The 21,961-nt window shown below is 41.6% G+C and carries 15 protein-coding genes and 2 pseudogenes; 8 read left to right on the top strand and 9 right to left on the bottom strand.

Features of this window, described 5'->3' with window-relative positions:
• Positions 1-396: 396 nt before the first annotated feature.
• From ACFE90_RS09805 to ACFE90_RS09790, 4 genes and pseudogenes are all read right to left on the bottom strand, one after another.
• A pseudogene (locus tag ACFE90_RS09805) lies at positions 397-498 on the bottom strand (IS982 family transposase); the annotation flags it as partial.
• A gap of 481 nt (positions 499-979) precedes the next feature.
• The gene (locus ACFE90_RS09800; RefSeq protein ID WP_375499974.1) at positions 980-1,171 is read right to left on the bottom strand and encodes a hypothetical protein; all 192 of its coding nucleotides are present in this window, start codon (positions 1,169-1,171) and stop codon (positions 980-982) included.
• A gap of 84 nt (positions 1,172-1,255) precedes the next feature.
• Complete coding sequence (locus tag ACFE90_RS09795) at positions 1,256-1,381, bottom strand: hypothetical protein (RefSeq protein WP_375499972.1); 126 nt, start codon at positions 1,379-1,381, stop codon at positions 1,256-1,258.
• 80 nt (positions 1,382-1,461) lie between these two features.
• Positions 1,462-1,809: a hypothetical protein gene (locus ACFE90_RS09790; protein WP_375499970.1), complete on the bottom strand. Its 348-nt coding sequence runs from the start codon at positions 1,807-1,809 to the stop codon at positions 1,462-1,464.
• Between the two features lie 786 nt (positions 1,810-2,595).
• Here ACFE90_RS09790 and nifH point away from each other — a divergent pair.
• A pseudogene (nifH, locus tag ACFE90_RS09785) lies at positions 2,596-2,820 on the top strand (nitrogenase reductase); the annotation flags it as partial.
• 524 nt (positions 2,821-3,344) lie between these two features.
• On the opposite strand, the gene ACFE90_RS09780 reads toward nifH, so the two are convergent.
• Together ACFE90_RS09780 and ACFE90_RS09775 are read right to left on the bottom strand one after the other, a co-directional pair.
• A complete protein-coding gene (locus ACFE90_RS09780; RefSeq protein WP_375499968.1) occupies positions 3,345-4,121 on the bottom strand; it encodes a WecB/TagA/CpsF family glycosyltransferase in 777 nt (258 codons plus the stop codon).
• A 66-nt stretch (positions 4,122-4,187) separates the two neighbouring features.
• Positions 4,188-5,264 (bottom strand): glycosyltransferase family 4 protein, encoded by a 1,077-nt coding sequence (locus tag ACFE90_RS09775; RefSeq protein WP_375499966.1) that lies wholly within the window; start codon positions 5,262-5,264, stop codon positions 4,188-4,190.
• 224 nt (positions 5,265-5,488) lie between these two features.
• Between ACFE90_RS09775 and ACFE90_RS09770 the strand changes: the two genes are divergently transcribed.
• Positions 5,489-7,012, top strand: a complete 1,524-nt coding sequence (locus ACFE90_RS09770) for an acyl--CoA ligase (protein WP_375499964.1) — start codon at positions 5,489-5,491, stop codon at positions 7,010-7,012.
• Positions 7,013-7,052: 40 nt separating this feature from the next.
• Complete coding sequence (locus ACFE90_RS09765) at positions 7,053-7,442, top strand: hypothetical protein (RefSeq protein WP_375499962.1); 390 nt, start codon at positions 7,053-7,055, stop codon at positions 7,440-7,442.
• Positions 7,443-7,780: 338 nt separating this feature from the next.
• Here the strand turns inward: ACFE90_RS09765 and ACFE90_RS09760 are convergent, their stop codons facing one another.
• Positions 7,781-11,446, bottom strand: coding sequence for a M10 family metallopeptidase C-terminal domain-containing protein (locus tag ACFE90_RS09760; RefSeq protein WP_375499960.1), 3,666 nt, complete (start codon positions 11,444-11,446; stop codon positions 7,781-7,783).
• A gap of 822 nt (positions 11,447-12,268) precedes the next feature.
• Between ACFE90_RS09760 and cobJ the strand changes: the two genes are divergently transcribed.
• The 5 genes from cobJ to ACFE90_RS09735 all read left to right on the top strand — a co-directional run bounded on the left by cobJ (position 12,269) and on the right by ACFE90_RS09735 (position 17,861).
• Positions 12,269-14,041, top strand: a complete 1,773-nt coding sequence (gene cobJ / locus ACFE90_RS09755; RefSeq protein ID WP_375499992.1) for a precorrin-3B C(17)-methyltransferase — start codon at positions 12,269-12,271, stop codon at positions 14,039-14,041.
• Positions 14,042-14,080: 39 nt separating this feature from the next.
• On the top strand, positions 14,081-14,572 hold the full coding sequence (locus ACFE90_RS09750) for a DUF4174 domain-containing protein (RefSeq protein ID WP_375499958.1): 492 nt from the start codon (positions 14,081-14,083) through the stop codon (positions 14,570-14,572).
• A 105-nt stretch (positions 14,573-14,677) separates the two neighbouring features.
• Positions 14,678-15,034, top strand: coding sequence for a hypothetical protein (locus ACFE90_RS09745; RefSeq protein ID WP_375499956.1), 357 nt, complete (start codon positions 14,678-14,680; stop codon positions 15,032-15,034).
• Positions 15,035-15,572: 538 nt separating this feature from the next.
• Positions 15,573-15,920: a hypothetical protein gene (locus tag ACFE90_RS09740; protein WP_375499954.1), complete on the top strand. Its 348-nt coding sequence runs from the start codon at positions 15,573-15,575 to the stop codon at positions 15,918-15,920.
• A gap of 378 nt (positions 15,921-16,298) precedes the next feature.
• Entirely contained in the window at positions 16,299-17,861 is a 1,563-nt protein-coding gene (locus ACFE90_RS09735; protein ID WP_375499952.1) for an ATP-binding protein, read from the top strand.
• 344 nt (positions 17,862-18,205) lie between these two features.
• On the opposite strand, the gene ACFE90_RS09730 is transcribed toward ACFE90_RS09735, so the two are convergent.
• A complete protein-coding gene (locus ACFE90_RS09730) occupies positions 18,206-18,547 on the bottom strand; it encodes a cupin domain-containing protein (RefSeq protein WP_375499950.1) in 342 nt (113 codons plus the stop codon).
• Entirely contained in the window at positions 18,544-21,459 is a 2,916-nt protein-coding gene (locus ACFE90_RS09725; RefSeq protein ID WP_375499948.1) for a glycerol-3-phosphate acyltransferase, read from the bottom strand. Before ACFE90_RS09725 ends, ACFE90_RS09730 begins: the two co-directional genes overlap by 4 nt.
• Positions 21,460-21,961: the final 502 nt, after the last annotated feature.

Raw genomic sequence — 21,961 nt, 5'->3', positions numbered from 1 at the left:
AAGAACTCGGTTTTCTTTATACGGCAAAAATCCTAGCTTTTTGGCAAAAACTTTTTCGATGTCACTGATTCTCGGTGAAATCGAAAAAATAAAGCTACTGTTCCACAAAGGTTTCAGCGTCAGCTTGAGTGTTCCCAAAAAATGGATAAAGTCGAGCTAAGAGGATGTCTCAAAAGTAAAAAAGCCCACTTAACGGTATTCTGTCATCAGGAAAAAATACTTAAGTATGACAGCGTTACTTAGGCATGAATCCATCATACCTAAGTAACTTGACGTAATCGCAGTGGAAATTGCTATCGGGACTAATTTCAGAAGCTAAAAAAGTCGGTAGAAAACGCAGTGTTGACATGTCAGGAGTAGTGAATGCAATCTTTTAACGCTATTTGCAACTTAATATTACGTAACAAGTTCGTCGAATTTAAAAGGGTCACAATTGTAGAAATTAAGCCAGAAACAGACGGTATGAACTAAAATCTTGCGATTGAGACGGTTGGTGAGAATTAAAGCTTGATAGCGAGAGTCTGCACGCTACACTTAAATTTTTGAAAAATATAGATTAGGAAACGAACCGCCTTCTCTACGAGAGGCTCCGCCAACGCGGCAGCGTCTCCCAAAGAAGGACGCAAAAGAAAGAAGAAAGAGAGATACAGCAGATTTCAAGTTGGGGATTTCCAGAAATTAAATTATTCAATTTTGGGAGCGAAGATGATCGTTAGATTCTTCCTCCCCTGCAACGCCAGCACCCCTGCAACGCCAGCTCGCCAAAGCGATGGGATATTTTTTTAGTTGGAAGTCCCTTGGCGAGGTACACAAGCTAAGTCTGTTACCCAGGTATAAAGCGTGTTTTGCTTCTGAATTCTGTATTCTGAATTCTGCTGTATAATTTTCACAAATGATTTAGAACTGCTATATAACAACAAACTCTTGCTATCTGGTACGCCTAAATCAAGTGAGTTATTTTGGATAGATAATGTATTTATCAGGTAGTGGGTGAGTCTTCTTCAGGCAAGATTTCATCTATGCTGAGTACCCAGGGGATACCTTTGTCAGATGGAGGGCTAACAGTAATTCGACCTCTGTTAGTAAATCTTTTTAACATGTCGGTGAATTGGGGAACAGTTGTCATGATGTTCTGATAAGTTTCTATATCTGGACAAATCATGATTAACATCAGAATCCCACTATTAATTTTGAAATACCAATGGCAACTTGACAACAAAATCCGTGTGATGCGTAGACGCAGAGCGGCTTGTCGTCAGACATCGCTAGCTAAGAAAAAGTTTTTCTTCGTCGCTTCTTCGAGTTGTCTAAACAGTATTTCACTCAATTGAATTGTCAAATTAGAAGGCAAATCATCTGAAGATAGGTAGGGCTGATTCATAAAATTTTTGTACGTTTTAAGAAATTAGCAAGCTGAGGATTTTGCATAATTAATACTACGCAAAAATCAAATTTTTATAATTATTTATTTTGCGTAACAATCCACTGTAAATCTAACCATAATTGAGGATAAACATTCTTAATCTGCGATTTGGGGTCGTGTAACAGATTTGTAGCATTTACGCAAACAACTTTAACTAGACCCAGATATTCTGCCACTTCTATCAGTAAGTTTTTTTCTGCTACTATAGCAGCAATCAGTCTGTCAGGACAGTAAATCCTTATATATTTGGCATGAGGGATATATGCTCCTTTTGATTTAGAATTTAGCACTTTAATATAGCAGTACTGTAGTAATTTCCACGCTTTTGGGTGAGCTTGCTCAATAATAAAGGTAAATTGTTGGGCTAAGTCTTCTTCGGTAATCATTACTCTCTCCATTATTATTTTGCTAAAAACTGTAATTTCATTTCATTTATGCACAGTAAAGGTGACGCAGCACTGCTAATGCTGTCTGCATTTTTATCTGAGTAAAATTAACAATTTTTAATTGAGGTAAAATTTACCCATGCGGCAGAATTTGTTGGTGAGTTTTCTACGGCTTTTGTTACTTTCCTATCAAGGATCAAAGCTGAAACCGATTACTAAAACTGTATCAATTGCTGCTTTCAAGCAAATTAATTGGTATAAAGCGAAGTTACTGAAAAAAGAATTAAGCAGCCAGAATAACTCTTGTGCAAGTGGCAGATGAATCAGAGCCAAAATTTTTGCACATCGCAAGAAAATTAGCGAAATTTATGATATTCTGGTTTTAGAGGAAATCAAGAGTGCGATCGCCTAGGGCGGGCGGGTACGCCATCGCACAAGATGTCTTTGAATAAAAATGCTATACATTCAAAGATTGTGCTTTTGCCTTGGTAGATTTAGTTAAATCCGCTACGGCTTTTTGAAACTGGGAGATTAAAGCCAATGAAGCAGGATAGTAATCTTCGTAATAACTTGAAGTCAATTAGAACCCGTCTAGGCATGAGCCAGCAAGACTTGGCGAACTCAGTACTTTAGGACATCGGCTGGTTCACTCACAATTTGAAGTTCTCGGCGGCTATGACACAAGCAAAATCGGGGAAGTTGTAGCGACTATTTAGAGTGGATTGCAATTTTGGTTGGTTTGGTTATCGGGAAAAACTCTGCATAAATTTGAATTCCTGCTATAACCACAATCAATTTTTCGCTGTTCCTACACCCATTGAGATGGACGAGCTAGAAGATTTACTCATTGAATTTAGTATCCTCGAAAGCGAAGAAAATGCAGCAAAACTGATTAACGCTGCGATCGCTCAAGCAGATAGTGAAAAGAAGCAAGAAGATGCTCAAGGCGAAGCACTAGAAGCACTTGCAAAAGGAAACGTCGAAATCGTTGCTGGTAGCGAGAAAAAGTAAGTCCAGTTCTGTACCCCGACTTTTAAAGCTATTTTCAGGTAAATAGATCACGCCCTATAATAGGTCGGCGTAAATAATTATCGTTGAGATAAGGCAGTTCTTGCTGGGGGCAGGGAGCAGGGGGAAAGAGGGTTTTAACCTTGTTTACTTTTCTTCACACAGTTTGCTTTTATTGTGCCGACTTACTCAGGTACAGCATTGCTGTGCCCCTATGATACATGTGGTTAAAATAAATGAAAACTGCTGTAAAGCTTTCTACGTGTAGGGTCTTTGTCAGTAGAAAATGGGTTTTTGAACGCATCACCAACTAAAGCTTTCGGCTTTATTTGGTGATTATTTTGCTAAAAACCCTCAATATTTCTCAACATTCCTAAAGTTACTGGCGTTCTCAGTATGCCGTTGAAGCTTTTGCCGACGAACACTCTAGAAAAGGTTTTGTCTGCCATTCCGCCATGAATAACTGGCGTGGATTTAGAGGGACCTAAAACTTTTTATACCAATAATAGGAATTTTAAAACAACCTCTTAGCGATTTGCTACCAATTTTTGAGCGATTTTTTGCTTAAATAGACGATAAAAAAACAATGGATTACCTATGATATAACGATCCCAGAGACGAGTAGGTTCAGTAACTAAGCGTGTTAACCACTCGAAGCCATTATTCGTCAGCCACTCGGGGCCACGATATGTAGAGTTAGTATAAAAATCTAGACACGCGCCTAAAGGTAAAAATACACGAGCTTCAATTTTATTGAAGTTATCTAAAATCCACCTTTCCTGTAATGGCATACCAAAACCAATATATAAAATATCTGGTCGAAAATTATTAATTTTTTCTATTATTAAATCATTCTCTTTTCCTGATTTATCAAAGTAACCATGATGTCCGTCTATCTTGAGGTTAGGTGCGATTGATACCAACTTTGTAATTGCTTCATCCACTACGCCGGGTTTTCCAGCTAATAAAAACAAAGAAATATTTTCCTTTTCACATTTCAATGCCAAATCTTCTATATAATCTGGTGCTGTCATTCGATGTGCAGAATCCAGCGAATAACCGCTTAAGTTAGCCGCTAACAATACACCAAATCCGTCGCAAAATACTAAATCTGCATTATTTAAAAAATCTCGATACCAAGACTTTTCATAAGCAAAATTCATAGCTCTAATATTCACATTTTCTACAATTGTCTTTTTTGGTTTTTTGACGGATTCTACTAAATAATCAATTAATTCTTGTACTTTAACTTTATGGAATCTTGTATCAAATAACTTTATTTCAGGGAAAGTTTTCGTATCCATTGTTATTTCCTTTTTGTTTACTTTACACAAGCTTATAGTTAATCAATCTTCATCAGAATATGGCTCTCAACCTACAACTGATGCATAAATGTATTTTAAAGATGTAAGATAATTGTTGATATCTAAGTGTTTAACACTTATCCGTGCATTATTTCCTAGAGATATTCTCAAATTATTATCTGCAATTAAAGATTGCATTGCCTCTGACAACTGTTGAATATCACCTGGATTAAGTAATAAACCATTCTGGTTTTGAGTAACTACTTCGGGTATCCCTCCTACCTTAGTAGTTATGACAGCTAAACCCCAACTCATTGCTTCTAGTAGTGCCATCGGCAAACCTTCGTTGTAAGAAGGTAAAACAAATACATCAGCTTTAGCTAAAAGCTCATCGCGTTTTTCTTTGTCTACCCAGTCAAGGATAGTTATGTGGTCAACAAGATTTAGAGTTTGAATCAAACTACGAGCTTTTTCTACATCTCCATCCCCTGCCATAGTCAACTTTGCTTTACTTTTCTCTTGGGCAGGTATAGAAGCGAATGCGTTAATTAAATCAAATGCACCTTTGCGCTGACCAATTCGCCCTAGAAATAAGAAAAATACCTGGTTGGAATCTACATGCTGTGGGATTTGGGCGGGAATTCTTACCGCGTTAGGAAGAACAATAACTTGCTCTGGCTTCAAACCAAGATTTTCGATATAGAATTTTTTCCAGCTATCTGATAAAACAATAAAACGCGTACATTTCCTAAAAGACCAACTGAGCCATTGCTTAAGCAATTGAGGAAGCTCAGAGTAAAACAAATGAAAGTCAGCACTATGAGCATGAATAATTAGCGGTTTTTTAAATAGCCAACAAATGACACTAGTGATTGAGTGACGAAAAGCGCTACCTCTCTCTGAAACATGAACGTGAATTAGGTCGGCTTTTTTATTTAATAAGTTCCAAAATAACTCCCCTATTGCCTGCACAAACACTAATACTTTCTGGGGAGCAGAGCCATTCGGTAAAGTAGTTATATGTGTAAATTTAATATCAGAAGTAGCTTCAGTCGCTTCTTCAAGGATGAGCTTTTGCACGGAAACTATTCCACCTTGCCGCTCCAAGCTTTCGCCTAACATAGTAATCTTTATAGGACTCATAACAAAAGAGCTTATTTAGGGTAAATAAATTTATCAAATATTTATGTGCGGCACACCCTACTTAAACTATGATTAAGTTATGTATTTGTCAATGATAGTCATTAACAGTTTTAATGTAATAAAGATTACCATGCTGTAAAGAACGGGCTAAATGTTGTTTACCCGTGGCGTGTACTTTATTCTTAAAACTGATTTAATCATCTGTTGACAGACCGGAAAAACTAATGAACTTATTTGAGCTTTTAGCGGGGGAAGACAATCATCTAGCCCTAGTTACGCCTGAGGGGCGATCGCTAACGTATAAGCAATTGCGCGAGAATGTTGTTGGACTGGTATCGCAACTCAACAGCTTTGGATTGAAACAGGGCGATGGCTCCGCCAACACCTCCGGTGAACGCATTGCCATTGCCATGACTAACGGTTCACCAATGGCTATTACCTTTTTGGCTGCCGCCCTGTGTGGCACTGCTGCACCCTTAAATCCTAAATATAAACAAGAAGAATTTGCCTTCTACTACGAAGATATCCAAGCAAAAGCACTGATTACGTTATCTGAGTCGCCAAAAGCAGCAATTGCCGCCGTCACATCCGACATGATGCTGATTAATACCAAGGTAAATACTGACGGCACATTGAGCTTTGAATTAGTCAAAGAGAAACTTCCCCCTTGCTCCCTGCTCCCTGCTCCCTTGCCTCAGTCTGATGATCTGGCGATGATTCTCCACACTAGCGGCACCACCAGCCGTCCCAAGCGTGTGCCGATTCGTCATCGCAACTTAATCGCCTCAGCCAACAACATCATTGGTGCTTACTCACTCACAGCAGATGACACTACACTTTGCCTAATGCCCCTGTTCCACATTCACGGATTGGTGGGTTGTTTGCTGGCAACTCTAGCATCGGGCGGCACATTAATTTGTCCCAATGGTTTTAATGCCCTGGAGTTTTGGAAACTGGTAGATATTTACAAACCTACCTGGTACTCCGCAGCGCCAACGATGCATCAGACAATTTTGGCACGCGCTAGCCGCAACACAGAAATTGTCAAAGCTAACCGCTTTCGTTTCATTCGCTCTAGTAGCGCTCCCTTGCCCCCAATTATTATTGAACAGCTAGAGGCAACTCTCAATGCTCCGGTAGTGGAATCTTACAGCATGACTGAAGCATCTCACTTAATGACCACCAACCCCCTACCGCCAAAAGTGCGGAAACTGGGTACTGTCGGTTATGGCTTCGGTGTGGAAGTCGGCATTATGGACTCCGAAGGCAACTTATTATCTCAGGGAAGCTTGGGCGAGGTGGTGGTAAAAGCACCCAATGTTATAAATGGCTACGAAAACAACCCGGAAGCTAACGCCACAGCTTTTGTAAACGGTTGGTTCCGCACAGGAGATCAGGGCACACTGGATGCAGACGGCTACCTCCGCTTGACTGGACGCATTAAAGAATTGATTAACCGGGGTGGGGAAAAAATTTCTCCTTTAGAAGTGGATGATGTTTTACTGCGCCATCCCGCCGTCGCCGAAGCCTTAGCCTTTGCCGTCCCCCACAAATCTTTAGGAGAAGATATCCATGCTGCTGTTGTCCTCAAGGGAGAAGTCGGTGAAAAAGAACTTTTAGCTTACTGTTCAACCATGCTGGCAGACTTCAAAGTTCCCAAGCAAATTCACATTTTGGATCAACTACCTCGTGGTGCTACCGGGAAACTGCAACGGTTGGCTATGGCAAAATTGCTTAACATAGCCTGAATCAGCGATACACTAAGGGAAATTCCTTGAGGAAGCTTTGATGGCACGGTCAAACGGGGTTAAAACTGAAATGTCTGCACAGAAATTGCCTACAATATCAGATGAAGATACAGTAACAATTGAAGATTTACCGGAAGCAGTGGAGGATGTTCAGGATATTGACGACATCTTGAACTCACTCAAAACCTTACTGAGTAGCCTAGAAAAACTCCAAAAAGTCCGACAGGAAGTGGGCGACATTAAACCGTTAATCGAGCGGATGCTTGATGGTGAACTGGTTGCTGGTGAAGAACTTGAGCAACTCAAGACAGGTGTGAGTAGTCTTTCTCGCCTTGTTCGTGCTTATAATGACCATCAAATAGCGTTAGCTAAAGCACAATCGGCTAGAAGTTTGCTAGATCAAGTGCTTAAAGAGCGTAAAGCTAATTGAAATAAGAAGCGATCGCATTTTTTTTAAAGAGGCGATCGCTCCCCTAATTACCCAAATGCTTAGACGCACAGCGCCTTGTCGTGAGACATTGCCTCTCTATCACTTCAAATCACAGCTTCTTCGCGTTGACAATCAAAAAGCACTACGAAGCAAGCATCAGGTATCAGCGCTCAAGTCTCGATATAATTCTTTTTATATTACTGTGGCTCTAAACCCACAACTAAAGTTTTTGGTGAAGAAGGCAGTTATCGCTGGAGGCAGAAGGTAGAAAATTAGATGGGGTTGACGCCCCATCTAATTCCAAGCCATCTCGGCTCAATACCTAATTGATTAGGTTTTTAGACTATACCTTTAGCCAGATTGAAAGGACTGCCAGATGCGATCGCCTGTTGCTGAAGGTCAAGGATTGAGGAAACAGATAATCCTGTCTCAACGCCAGAAGTCATCAACCCAGCCAGGAGGCTACCACCTGCGGCTCCATTTGGTAGTAACATTCCTAAGCTTTCTGCATTAACAAATGAGTTGCGGGTGATGGAACTAGCTTCTACCCACTTGAGGCTGGCAAGTAAATCTCCAGTGGAGGCAATACTTATATGGGTGGAAAACTCATTACCCTGCTGGTTTCGGGTGATGGACAGTTTATCGAAACTCAAACCACCGATCAGGCCAAGGCGATCGTTGCTTTGGAACTGGTTAATCGTGGTCAATCCAGCGCCAGAAGCAAGAACAAATAAATCGCTACCACTGCCACTATAAATCAAGTTATCGCCAGCACCTGCGGCAATTAAGTTGTTACCTTCTGCGGCATAAATGACATCATCTCCTGCACCTGTAAATATCCAGTCGCTGCCGGAACCTGCATAAACGATATCGTTGCCGGAACCTGTGCCAATGAGATTGTTGCCTTCTGCGGCGTAGATTAGGTTGCGACCATTGCCTGCATCAATTAGATCGTTACTGGAGCCAGCATAAATGGTGTCATCTCCAAAGCCTGTGAAGATATTATTTAGACCTTCGCTAGCGTAAACTTGGTTGTTGCCATTACCTGCGTTGATAATGTCACGACCAGAGCCTGCATAAATGACATCATTGCCAGAACCTCCGGTAACTAGGTTATTACCTTCGCCTGCATAGAAGGTATTGTTACCTTCTGTATCTGTAAGGGTGTCGTCACCAAGACCAGCATCGAGGGTATCATCTCCTAAACCACCTTCGAGGATATCGTTACCAAGGTCGCCAACCAAGATGTCTTTTCCAGAACCACCTCGCAAGATGTCGTTACCATCACCACCCCAGAGGGTATCTTCTCCAGCACCACCATCCAAAGTATCATTCCCAGCTCGACCTTCGAGGGTATCGTTACCTGCTAAATCAGTGAGGATATTGTTGCTATTATCGCCGATGAGGAAGTCGTTGTAGGATGAACCTTCGAGGTTTTCAATCGAGATAAATTTATCGCCTGTGGCATCTCCTTGCCAACCTGTGCCTTCAGCTAAACTAGCAGCAACGCCGGAGGTTGCGGTAATGTAAGAGGCGGTATCGTTGCCAGTGCCACCGTCGAGGATATCGGAAGGCCAGCCTGTGCCTGTGCCACCAACGAGATAATCGTCACCAACGCCGCCAAAGATTTCATCATTGCCGTTTTCACCAAAGAGGCGATCGCTTCCTTCTTTGCCTTCGATAATGTCGTTCCCATCACCACCAAGAATGGTGTTGGCGTTGCTATCTCCGATGAGGCGATCGGCGAACTGAGAACCGATGATGTTTTCGATATTTCTCAGGGTGTCGAGTCCGTCAATGCCATCAAAGGCGATGTTGTTTGCTAGGTCAACAGATACACCGATATTAGAGCTATTGAATGAGCGACGGTAGCTAACGGTATCAGTGCCGTCACCGCCATCTAGGATGTCATCACCGCCGTTGCCAATGAGCAGGTCGTTGCCAGCTAAACCATTGAGGGTATTGCTGAGGGCATTGCCAATCAAAACATCATCGTAGTTAGAACCTGTGATGTTTTCCAGGTTGCGGAGGGTATCGGTATTGCCAAAACCATCGAAGGCTGTGCCTGCTGCGATGTTGAAGGTGGGTTCGAGGTCGAGCAGATAGGCTATGTTGCTGTAGCTTTGGGATTCATTGATATTGACAATTACACCATTAGGGGAACTGTCGTAGGCGACAGTATCAATGTCTGCACCGCCATCAATGAGGTCGTTACCTGCACCACCATTGAGTTGATCGTTTCCCCCACGACCACGTATTACATCATCACCGCCAAGTCCACTGAAAGCATTATCATTTTCGTCTCCAAGCAGAGTGTCACTGAATTCTGAACCACCGACACCTTCAATTTCTATGAGAACATCTCCTTCTGCATCACCGCCAGATACTGTTCCAGTTGAGAGATCAATGATGATTCCGGTAGTGGAAGTTCCGTAAGATCCTATGTCGAAACCTTCGCCTCCTATCAGCGTATCTTTTCCAGCACCACCATCGAAAATATCATTTCCTTCACCGCCAATTAGGGTATCTGCACCAGCATTGCCAATTAGGGTATCGTTGCCATTACCCCCATCAAGTAGGTTTGCAACAGCATTACCGATTAAAACATCATTCTCTTTCCCACCGATCGCATTTTCAATCGTGACTCCAAAGGCGATCGCTAAGTTATATTTAGCTTGAGGATCTTCAATAAAATTTCCTTTTGCATCCCTTAGATAATCTCCTTTTTCTCCCTTTGAGTCAATCTTTGTAGAGTCGTAGAAGTAGTTATAACCTCGGAAACCAATTGAACTGAATGTTCCTCCATTTAAATTGATTTCAGCCGAGCTAGTTTGATTTGAAACATCAATGGTATCAATTCCTCCACCATCCCAAATAGTTGTCATAAAGGGACGAGTTGCATCCCATTTGTAAATATCATTGCCACTGCGAGTTTGGAAATTTGCACCATAAAGGACTTGAATTGCAGCTATGTCATAGAGCATTGGAGTTTGAGGAGCATATAGCGTTCCCTCTTTTATCAATTTTCCCTTTTTATCAAAGACAGGAAGCTCTGCCCATCTTTGACGTTCAATATCTTTGTTCCCATCTTTATAGTCATAGGACATGATGCTGTATAGAACAGAATCCCTATCTCCAGGTAAAAATGGAGCATCCGAACCACCGCCACCTGCATCGTAATTTCCCGGATGCTCCAAACCTAAGGCATGTCCAATCTCATGAATTAATGTTGAAAATCCATTTGAACCTGGTATGCCAATTAACTCAGGCTTATTATTTTCATCGTTATTGTTGATAAAAACATCACCATAAGTACCAAGTTTGAGTGTTCCAAAAGGAAAGATTTTGGAAGCAGTTGGAAGTTTAGGGATAAGATTGACTTCTACACCAGGGATGAGATTAATTAGATTGGCATCATTTAGGTTGTCAATTGCATTATTAATAGAGTTAATGATGCGATCTACTTCATCAAAGAAATTATTCTTCGCTTCCTCTATCCTTTCCAGCCGTCTTCCTGGGGGATAGGCTGCATAACCGCTTGAGGTTTCACCTTGATCATCTGTGCCAAAACGAATGTCAGCTCCCTCAACAAGTGGGAAGCCTAAGTACTTTCCAGCCACACGATCAACCGAATCAGCAAAATCATCGTACTTTCCAATTGTCTCTAAAGCAAGTTTAATTTTAGGTGGAGTCAATAAATCAGCAAGCTGTAGTGCTTTGTCTACCTTACGCTCAAACTTTATGTTTGCAACATCAGCCCATAGTTGTAATGCAGCTTCTGCTGCTAATTTTTGACTTTCGGTAAAGGGCTTGAAGTCCTTACCCTCAATACCACTTGCATCCTTTCCAATTACCTCAAATATGGGTGCTTTTAGGTAAGCAATCGGCAAGGAGGGCATGAAGTTATATGTAATAGTGTTTGAGATCCAACGTGGTTTTCCTTCGGGGAATAATGCTTTGATGTCTGTTATATCTGTTTTAGGCTGATTTGAATTGTTATCCATTTGTTTTATTCCTTATCGATTTGTTTTTCTGGTATTTTGACTGTGATTGTTAATGTGCTACTAAATGTAGCGTTTAAATTTCCAAAATTTTCATTGCAATGAACTAAGTTAAGGCGATCGCACCTTTTATAAAACGAATTTTTAGCTACGATCGCTCCTCCATACCCGATAATTTAATCGCAATTAAATTACAACTCAAAGCCATGAGTTTCTCTTTGTAACTGAAAAAACTTTCAGACAAAACTAGCTAACGAATAAACATCGTCGCTTACAGATTTCACCATACAAACAGATCAAAAATTTACTGCATTTGCCTGCAATAGATAACCTTGATATTGTTTCAGTAGTTATACTGTTTATATATAAAAACTATCACCTAAGTAATGAAGTATCAATATATAATCATCTAAGAGATGTGAACTTTATGCAAAATAATAATATTGATAAACTTTATATTTCGACGACTTTTAAGTGGATTTTATAATAGCAATAAATATTTTTTGTCTGATTACTGAAGTAGATATTTTATTGGAATAAACATCCAATTACTGATTAGAAGTTAAAAAACTACTAATAATAAAAGCCACATTTAACGCCAAGATTACAGCGATAAAAGCAGAAAGCCCATCCCTTCAAGGGGTGGCGACGCCAGTAGAGAGCAACGGGAAAGCCTTTATTTGCGCTAGTTCATGAATGCATGGTACTTTTAAGTGCCGTCAAGCAATGTCTACGAGGAGCTATGCCTACGCACTTCGCACGAAGCAACGGCGCACATCTGTGTTTTCATTTGAAGGATATCAAAATTTTGTAAGATATCTACTTATGATGATGAACATTGCACCCGCCATTGTAGTACTAGGTCAAAATAGCGTCACAGTAGCACGCAAAATAATCACTGTCCTACCAGGGGCGACACTATACGGTTTAGCGGGTCGCACATCTGGAGTTGATGTCAGCTTTAATAACTTTGGCGAGACGTTGCGCGAGTTATTTGCTCAGGGAACGCCGCTAATTGGCATTTGTGCCGCCGGCATTTTAATTAGAACGCTAGCGCCCGTAATCTCGGATAAACGACAGGAACCACCAGTGTTAGCTGTGGCTGAAGATGGTAGTGCTGTTGTCCCCCTCTTGGGCGGACTTGGTGGGGTAAACGATTTGGCCCGTCGCATTGCCGAAGCGCTTGATGTCAAACCTGCAATCACCACTACAGGAGATTTACGTTTGGGCACAACGCTGTTATCTCCTCCCCCCGGATACTATTTAGCAAACCCAGAGGATGCTAAGAAATTTATCTCAGATTTGCTAGCCGGGGCAAAAGTCAAGTTAGAAGGCACAGCAGCTTGGTTGAGCGATCGCAAACTCCCCATAGATCCACAGGGAGATTTGACCATTCAAGTTACGGAACGTTTGGTGACTCCTACAGCCAACTGCCTTGTCTACCACCCAGCAACGATCGCGATCGCAATTAGTGCCTCCATTGATGATGCACTAGCTTTAGTACAGCAACTACTAGCTAATGCCTCACTAGAAAAAGCATCAGTCGCCGGGATATTTGCACCCATCACCGCCGCAGCCGATCCCGCAATCTACGCCGTAGCTAGCGCCTTGGGAGTGCCTGCCCGCTTTTTTACCTCAAATCAGCTAAAAAGTCTGTTATCACAAGGTTATAGCCCCGCCCAAGCAGCTGCTTTCGCAGCCACAGGCACATCCCCCATTACTTCCTCATCTCCCGATATAGCGATCGCCATTGCCCCTCAACCAATTGACCCCAACACCATCGGTCAACCACGCGGACGGTTAGCGATTATTGGCACAGGCCCTGGTGGATCGCAATGGATGTCTCCCGAAGTCAAGGAGATACTCAAGTCGGCAACTGACCTAGTGGGTTATAAAACTTATTTAGATTTAGTTGGTTCTCTGGCTGATGGCAAGCAACGGCATGAGTCCGACAACCGCGAAGAAGAAGCACGGGCAAAAATGGCCCTTGATTTGGCGGCAACTGGGCGATATGTAGCTGTAGTTTCATCTGGTGACCCCGGTATCTATGCAATGGCAACAGCAGTTTTTGAAGTATGCGATCGCTATGCCAAACCTGAATGGGACACTATCGACATTCATGTAGCACCAGGCATCTCAGCTATGCAGGCAGCAGCAGCAGCCATTGGTGCGCCCCTTGGACATGACTTTTGTGCTATTTCCCTGTCTGACATCTTGAAACCTTGGTCTGCGATCGAACAACGAATTACTGCTGCTGCTGAGGCTGATTTCGTAATTGCTTTCTACAATCCTGTTTCCAAAGAGCGTACCTGGCAACTGGCAGAAGCGAGAAATATTTTGCTGCGACATAGAACACCGGATACACCAGTAGTATTGGCGCGGAATCTTGGTAGGCCAGGACAGGCAGTAAAAGTGATTACACTTGACCAGTTAGCACCAGCAAGCGCTGATATGCGGACAATTATTCTCGTTGGTTCCACAAAAACCCGAACTATCAAGCGCAGCGATGGTAATATTTGGGTTTATACGCCGCGTCGCTATACCGAATCCCCAGATGAGATACAAAACCATCAACAGATAGAGAAAAAATGGGGATAATGATAGGTTGAGAGGATAGAAAACAGACAACAACTCATTGTGAATAATTCAGTATTAATTGCCCTTCCCCTATTAGCGTGTATAATCCTGTCGCCAGTTAGCAAAGCTGATACTGTCCAAAGTTCAATCAATCATGCCATCAAAATGTCTTCATTCAACCTCAGTTCTCAAAAATGGAAAAACCGTGTGCTAGTAATCTTTTCACCGTCTGTTGATAACCCTATGTATCAGCAGCAAATGCAACTATTACAAAAGCATAATAACGGTTTTACAGATCGGGATTTAGTTCTCGTTCAGGTTTTGGCAACAAATGAAAGCTATGCCAACAGACAGCCAATAGATGAGTCTTCTGCTGCCAAGTTGCGCGATCGCTTTGGGGTTGACAAAGAAAATTTCCGCGTGATTTTGGTGGGTAAAGATGGTGGTGTTAAGCGCAGTGATGCCACAGTAGTGCAGGCGACAGCAATTTTTGAAGAAATTGACGCTATGCCCATGCGTCAGCAAGAAATGCAAGAGCGACGCAGAAAGTAACTAGAATTGCTCATACAACTAGCAATATTCCTGATAGATATTTACTTGCACCGTAAGATTTAATCGGATAATCTGAGCAATCGAGATTGTTTTCTAAAAAAACTAATGAACAAATTCCTATTGAGTTTGCTTTCTTCTCCTGTGCTGATTAGCTCTATTCTCTCGATGGGAGTAATGCTCAATCACGCACAAGCTATGGAGCCAGAACCAACAGCCAAAACCACAGACCGTCTATCTTGTATACGCAATAAACATAAAGTGGGTTTAGTATGTGCAAGGGCTTCCGTATTAGCTCAAATTCCTAACTATCAGCGTGAAATAGAATTTTCTCAAGAAGATGCTCCCATGCTGGAGTTCAATGATGAAGAAAGCAATGTGGCAATCAACTTATTTGGCTGCGATTGTCCTGCTTGTATAAATTCTTTACGTCAGATGCGCGGCGCGACACCCTTGGTATATTAAGATTTTGCAAATGTACTCTTGTCTATAAGGGAATATGCTTGGGTTAAGGAAATTTATCTGTTAAGGCAAGCAGAACCCCTACAACTTTTTTGGCACGATTTGTAGGGGTTATTTTGACTGTAGACTTGGTGAAAAGGTTGCAGTTGGGTGAAAAAGTCGAGTTGAGCGCTCAAGCTATACCTAAATTTTAGCTCGATGTTAAGTAAAGTAAATTAACCATTCAGAATCTGTTGACCAAACAATACAGGAGCAAGTTGCTCGGTGGGACGACGTCGTACATTAGAACTTTCACTCCTATACCAGCCGTGTTTCGAGTTTATTCGTTGTTTAGGGTGGATCTAGGTTGTGACACCTGGTATCTTTTTTCAAGGCTTGTGCCTTAACGGGATTGATAAAGTCACAACAGAACGGTGGTGCATTTAGTTTTAATTTTATAAAAAAGGCTTACAGTGCAAAATAAAGTTTGAGAATTTATAATTTTTAAGCAAAATAAGGGAACTCTAAGTAAGAGTTGATGTTTGCTGCGTCTAGTATCATTATGGCTTCTCAGAATCAAGACTTAGATTTGCCGCTAATTTCTAACGATGTCGTCATTGAGTCAAACTTCCAAAGGTGGTTCTTAAGGATGATTAATGGTATGAGTATTGGTAACAAAATTAAATGTGGCTATGCTCTTGCCCTGAGCGTCGGAATTTGCCATATCAAAGGGGGCATTACAGTTGAGCGCTACTACGGCGATATTCCCAGTATTCAAGCTTTTTCTGGCTTTATTTCTCAAGTATTCATGAATATTCTCAATAATGCACTTGATGCCTTGGAAGAACAGCACCACGAGCAACACCGCCCACGAATTGAAATCTCTACCGAGCGCCAGGAAAACGATTGAGTGGTTGTCTGCATTGCTGATAACGCCTCTGGTATTGCACCTGAAATTCTAGAAAGAATTTTGAGATGTTCTTTACCACTAAACCTAGAGGTGTTGGCACTAGGCTAGGACTTTCAATTCAATTAGTTATCAGATTGTAGTTGACAAACACCGAGGTCAACTCACTTGTAAATCTCAGGTGGATGGTAGTACAGAATTCATCATTTCCTTTCCCATTCGCTTACAAAGAGTTAAAGTATTACCTTAGTTAAACCACATATCTAGTTAAAGCACCAGCTAAAAATATTGCTTGTTCACGAAAGATTTAAATAGGTTTGATGAATCCTTTTTAAACTTTATACTAGACTGATTGTTAATTATCTTATCTTATTAAGAATTATGTTGCAGCCCAATAAATACTTAGAAAAAGCCAGTTCTCAGCCTGTAGAATTACTACAAATAGAAGCACTCAAAGCAGCGGAATCTCAGAGAATTGTCGCTATCACCGTTGAAAAAATCCGTCAATCTCTTGACTTAGAATATATTTTTCAGACAACCACTCAAGAAATCAGGCAATTGTTCAACTCTGACCGCGTAATTTTATATCGTTTCAATCCAGATTGGAGTGGAATATTTGTTTCTGAATCCTTAGCACAAGGATGGTTGCCTCTAATGAAGCAGCAAGTGCATCAACCAGAATTAGTAGAAAATGTCAGTGAATGTAGCTTGAAAAATTTATCTATTCCTCCAATTGCTGATACTTATTTACAAGATACACAGGGAGGACGCTTTTCTCAAAATGAAACTTATCGTGTTTGTCACGATATTTACAGTGCTGGCTTTAGTAAGTGCTACCTGAAAATTTTAGAGCAATGTCAGGCAAGAGCTTATGTAATTACCGCTATCTATCAAAGTCAACAACTTTGGGGACTGCTAGCAGTTTACCAAAACGATGCACCTCGAAAATGGCAAACAGATGAAGTATATATACTTAGCCAAATTGCTTCTCAGTTAGGTGTAGCATTACAGCAAGCAGAATTACTCAAACAAACTCAAAGTCAGAAAGAAGAACTCGCCACAGCTTTCAAAGATTTACAGCAGGCTCAAGCTCAGTTAATTCAAAATGAGAAAATGGTCAGTTTGGGGCAATTAGTGGCTGGAATTGCCCATGAAATTAACAACCCAGTTAGTTTTATTTACGGCAATCTCAAATCGGCTGATGAATACACCCAAAATTTATTTTCACTATTAGATATCTACCAAAGACATTATCCCCAATCAATCAAGGCAATTGAGGAGTTTGCAAATATCATTGAACTAGATTTTTTAAGGTCAGACTTCCCCAAATTATTCAAATCGATGATGATGGGAGCAGAGCGGATTCGAGATATTGTTTTATCTCTGCGGACTTTCTCACGCTTAGACGAAGCTGAAATGAAAACAGTTGATATTCATGAGGGAATTAATAGTACAATAATGATCATTCAAAGCCGCCTCAACCCTGCTAATCAGCGCCTGCAAATTGAGGTGATCAAAGAATACGGTAGCCTCCCCTTAGTTGAATGTTATGCTGGGCAGTTAAACCAAGTATTTCTGAATATTTTAGTGAATGCGCTCGATGCTTTAGAAGATTCAGCCCTTAGAGGTCGGTGGACAACAAAAAAATACAATATAATAGATAATCCCCGAATTTATATTCGCACCCAATTACTAGAACCAGATCAAGTCGCAATTAGCATTGCCGACAATGGACTAGGAATACCAGAAGAGACTTTAAAGGAAATATTTAATCCCTTTTTTACGACCAAGCCTGTTGGACAAGGTACAGGGATGGGACTGGCTATTAGTTACCAAATTATCACACAAAAACATCGCGGTTCTTTAGAATGCATTTCGCAACCAGGAGTTGGTACTGAGTTTATTATTCGTATTCCCCTAAATCAACGTGTGTCAAATTTATAACGCTTAATATCATATCCCCACCTTTTGAATAGGGCTTTTGAGCAAAACTTGAATCTATTTACACCGAGTGAGTACTAGGCATTAAGACGTGGACGACCCTACTTTTTGAAGGATGCTCAAAGCCGCTTACACTGTCAGCATCTTCACTCACTTTTAAAAGGGGAAACCCTCTACGTTCTAATGATGGCACAAGGCGAGGCGTTAGGAGTTCTGCACCTGATTGCTTTTGAACCTAGACAACTAACTTCAACCAAACAACTCCTAGCCAATTTCTATCACTGCTAAGTCCGTAATTGCTAGTAGGCGTTTTTGCAAACTGAACTATATTGACTGATAGATTAGCTCTATTTTTCCACTCGCAAGCCGAAGTAGGTCAAAATAAGCTCAGTTGAGCCACTATTGACAACTTCATGTACTTCTCCCGGTTCTATCGCCACGCAGTTCCCTGGAAGCAAGGGGTGTTCTATACCATCAATGTGAATTACTCCTGAACCCGCTTCCACAAAGAAAACTTCGCACATATCTTGATGTGCGTGTGCTGGTGCAGTTTGTCCGGGAGCAAAACGTGCTTGAGAAAAGTTAGTTAAGTGAGGTAAATCGCCGAAGCGTAGCATCACCTTTTTCTTGATTTCGGCATTGTGAGAAACAGATTCTTCTGGCAAGTTTTTCAGAGAAGTGGTAATCATTCTGGTCTTAAATCGTTAGATAATTCCACAATACCCCTAGAGCCATCAATCCTTACTCGTTGACCATCTTGTAGTAGCCATGTAGCACCTCGAACATCCATGACTGCGGGAATTCCGTACTCACGAGCAACGATCGCACCATGAGAAAGCCGTCCACCAGCTTCGGCAATTAATCCTCCAGCCCTTAATAACAAAGGTGCCCAGCCGGAATCTGTGTAAGGTACTACCAGAATCGTATCTCGATCAATCTCTGGTACATCTTGTAAATTTCGTAACACTTTTACTCTGCCTTCAGCTTGTCCCTGGCTGGCTCCAATCCCTTGTAATATTTGGTCAGAGTAGAGTTCAGAGGGAGCTAAGGGGTGAGGGGGTGTATTGCCGTAGACTAAAAGGGGTACTTGAATGATCTCACTATCTTGGACGAATTGCGATCGCCTCGATTCCACTAACTCATTTAACTCCTCAATTAACCTAGAATCGCCACCTGCAATTAAACGCCGCACTTTATCAAAGTCTAAAAAAAAGATATCTCCTGTTTTCTTGAGTAAGCCGGACTTTAACCAAATCTTCTCTAAAGCTACAAAACTCCAACGCAATTCAGCTAAAAGCCGTGAATAAACTTCGGTAACTCGTCCCTTGATATCTACACGCCGTTGCACAAATCCACGTTTGCGCTTACCAGCAAAGATGCTATTAATTGCGTCTTTAGCGCCTGATTGTGGTTCGTTACCCTGCATTAACTGCACAAACATCTGCTTAATCATCTTAGGATTTTCCCGCCAAGTAGGAACGGAAATATCAGTTCCCACTTCACTTAAATAGCCGTAATCCTGAAGTAATTCGTCAAATTCTCGCAGGATCTTTTCTCCCTCTGGGGTTTGCTTTAATTGCTCAAATACTCGCTGTGGTTCAAACTCAAGCAATACTTGTTTTGCATCTGTTGCTATTGTACTCAGCGATCGCAATGCCGCTACCTCTGGAGTAACGCTATTATCAATTTGCCCATCCTTCACCCGAAAAATCGCTTGCCGCACGGCAGCACTTAAGGGAGCTAAAATACTGTAATATGTCCCATGACGTAGCAACTCTAAAATAAAGTCAATTCTGATTAGCAGCTTGGCTGGTTCCAAGTTATCTATATCTTCTTGCGCCAACTGCGACAAACCAGGAATGAACCGTTTGTGATAATCTTCCTTGAAGTCTTTTTCTAAACTTAATTCCCGCCTCAGCAACTTTCCTAGTCCTGGTAAATTCTCCCAGGTTGATTGCAAGGACGGTTTACTTAATTTAGCTCCTCTAGTTAAAAATTCCAAACTTTCCGGCGGCAATCCCATGCGGAGAAAAATATTTCCTAAGAGGGATGCATTAAAGTAGGCTCTAGAATAGTGGAGAGTTGCTGTTTCAGTAAAATCTAACCCCAAGACCCGATCGCCCAAAACTAGAGTAAAAAAGTCTCCCCAAACACCACAAGTTAAAGGACGATTAATCGACCATGTTAAGGGGTGAATTACTCCAGGAATCACTTCGGCAGCGATTTTGCGTGTCCAGATTGGTAATAGAGTGGTGATTGGTCGAGATTGCAACACCCAGAGTGTTTGACCGTCGTAACTCCATTCGATATCTTGAGGAGTGCCATGATAACGTTTTTCGAGTCGATAAGCTAAGTATGCAACTTGCTTAATTAATGCTTGGGGGACTCTTCCTTCACCCTCTAATTGCACAGAGGAAGAATTTTCTGTTTCAATGACAAAAGCGCGATATTGTTCTGGTGTGACTTTTCCCGAAACGACTTGCGTCGGGCTACCTGGAAGGGCTTCAATAATGATTGCATCACCTTGCTGAGTAATGGGATCGCGGCTGAAAGCTACACCAGAATATACACTCTGGACTTGTTGTTGAATCAACACAGCCATTGCTGTATCTTTTAAGCCGCGATCGCGCCGATATTGCACAGCAGACGGATGATTGTAGGAAGCTTGAACTTGAGCGATCGCTGATTGTAATGCCTCTGGGTTGGTAACATTTAAAACTGTTTCATACTGTCCAGCCGCAGAAGCTTGAAATGAATCTTCTCCAATGGCAGAAGAACGCACCACCAAGGGAGATAATTCTGATGGTTGGAGAAATTCTGTCAACATCTGGGGATCGTCGATTGGGGCAAGTACCCATCCCTTAGGGACTGGATAACCCCAGCGCTTAATTTGAGATAATGTAGCTGCCTTTTCTCCAACAATGGCAGCATTCAACTCTTCATCTAAAGAAACCATCGCGCGTTGGCGTAGCCCGTCGTAGACATCGCCGCGTAAAAATTCCAACATCGCTTGCGATTCAGTTTGTGCCTCTTGGGCTGGCAAATTCATATCATCAGGAATTTTAGTATAAATCCAGCCCATTAAAGCAGCTAAAGCAACAGCAGCAAGTATTCTGGGGTAATCGCCAAGGTGCAGAATCATCACAAACAGAGGAAAGAGAAGTAAAACCCCAAATTTTACTACCTTTCTCGATTGCAGAATTGTAAAGGTAATACCTGCAAAGAAGGATACAAATATTGCCACAAGAGGATCATGTACGACAAATCCCCAGACGACATTTGTCGTACCTGCCCCTCTGCCTATCCAATATCTACCTATTACCAGAGCGATCAGGGCGATTAATTCCCAAAACGATCCCTCTGGGAAGAAAACACGGGTGAGTAAGACTGCTGCAACTCCTTTCAAAGCTTCTGACAAAACTGCCAGAATTCCTACAAACCTACCGCCATGATAAAATGCAGCTGATACACTAATGTTTCTCGTACCAACTTCTGATAATTGCTTGCCCGTAAGCGCGTAAGTGATCCATGCAATCAGGGGTAATCCGCCCAAGAGGGGGCAGGCAATTAAAATAACTAAGACACCCCAAGGTTCAAACATTCTGGATTTTGGACTTTAGATTTAAATTTTCCATCTAAAACCTTAAATCTAAAATCTAAAGTTTTTCTAAAATTTTTGATGATAATTAGGGCGTTTTTATTTACTAGTTGCTGAATGGACACTTGGCAACGACGGCAACCGTTTTTGCCAGTGTCCTTCTAAGCTACTAATGGTTTTAGTTTAGCGCATAGGCCGCTTGCAGCGCCCAGATTATCAGAGCAGTGATCGATCCCAGAAGCAACACGGTAGAGATAGTGACTACTTTTGGGGAATCTGCACCCTCAAATTTCATAATTCCGCGATTTAAGTCGGACATAGCTTTGTAATCCTCTTTTGTTGGAACATGAAACATTTGTCCGTTTTGATTGTAGTCCTTCTCTTTGCGGATGATGTTAAATTCCTAATATTATTTTGTTTCAGCTTGGCAATTTTTCCATCGCCATAATTGCTTACTTCTTTAGAGGTATCTAGTCTGATTTATACAAATGTGGGGACTGGGGAC

The sequence above is a fragment of the uncultured Nostoc sp. genome, assembly GCF_964245445.1.
Taxonomy (GTDB): domain Bacteria; phylum Cyanobacteriota; class Cyanobacteriia; order Cyanobacteriales; family Nostocaceae; genus Nostoc.
This window is presented reverse-complemented; position numbering and strand designations above follow the sequence as displayed.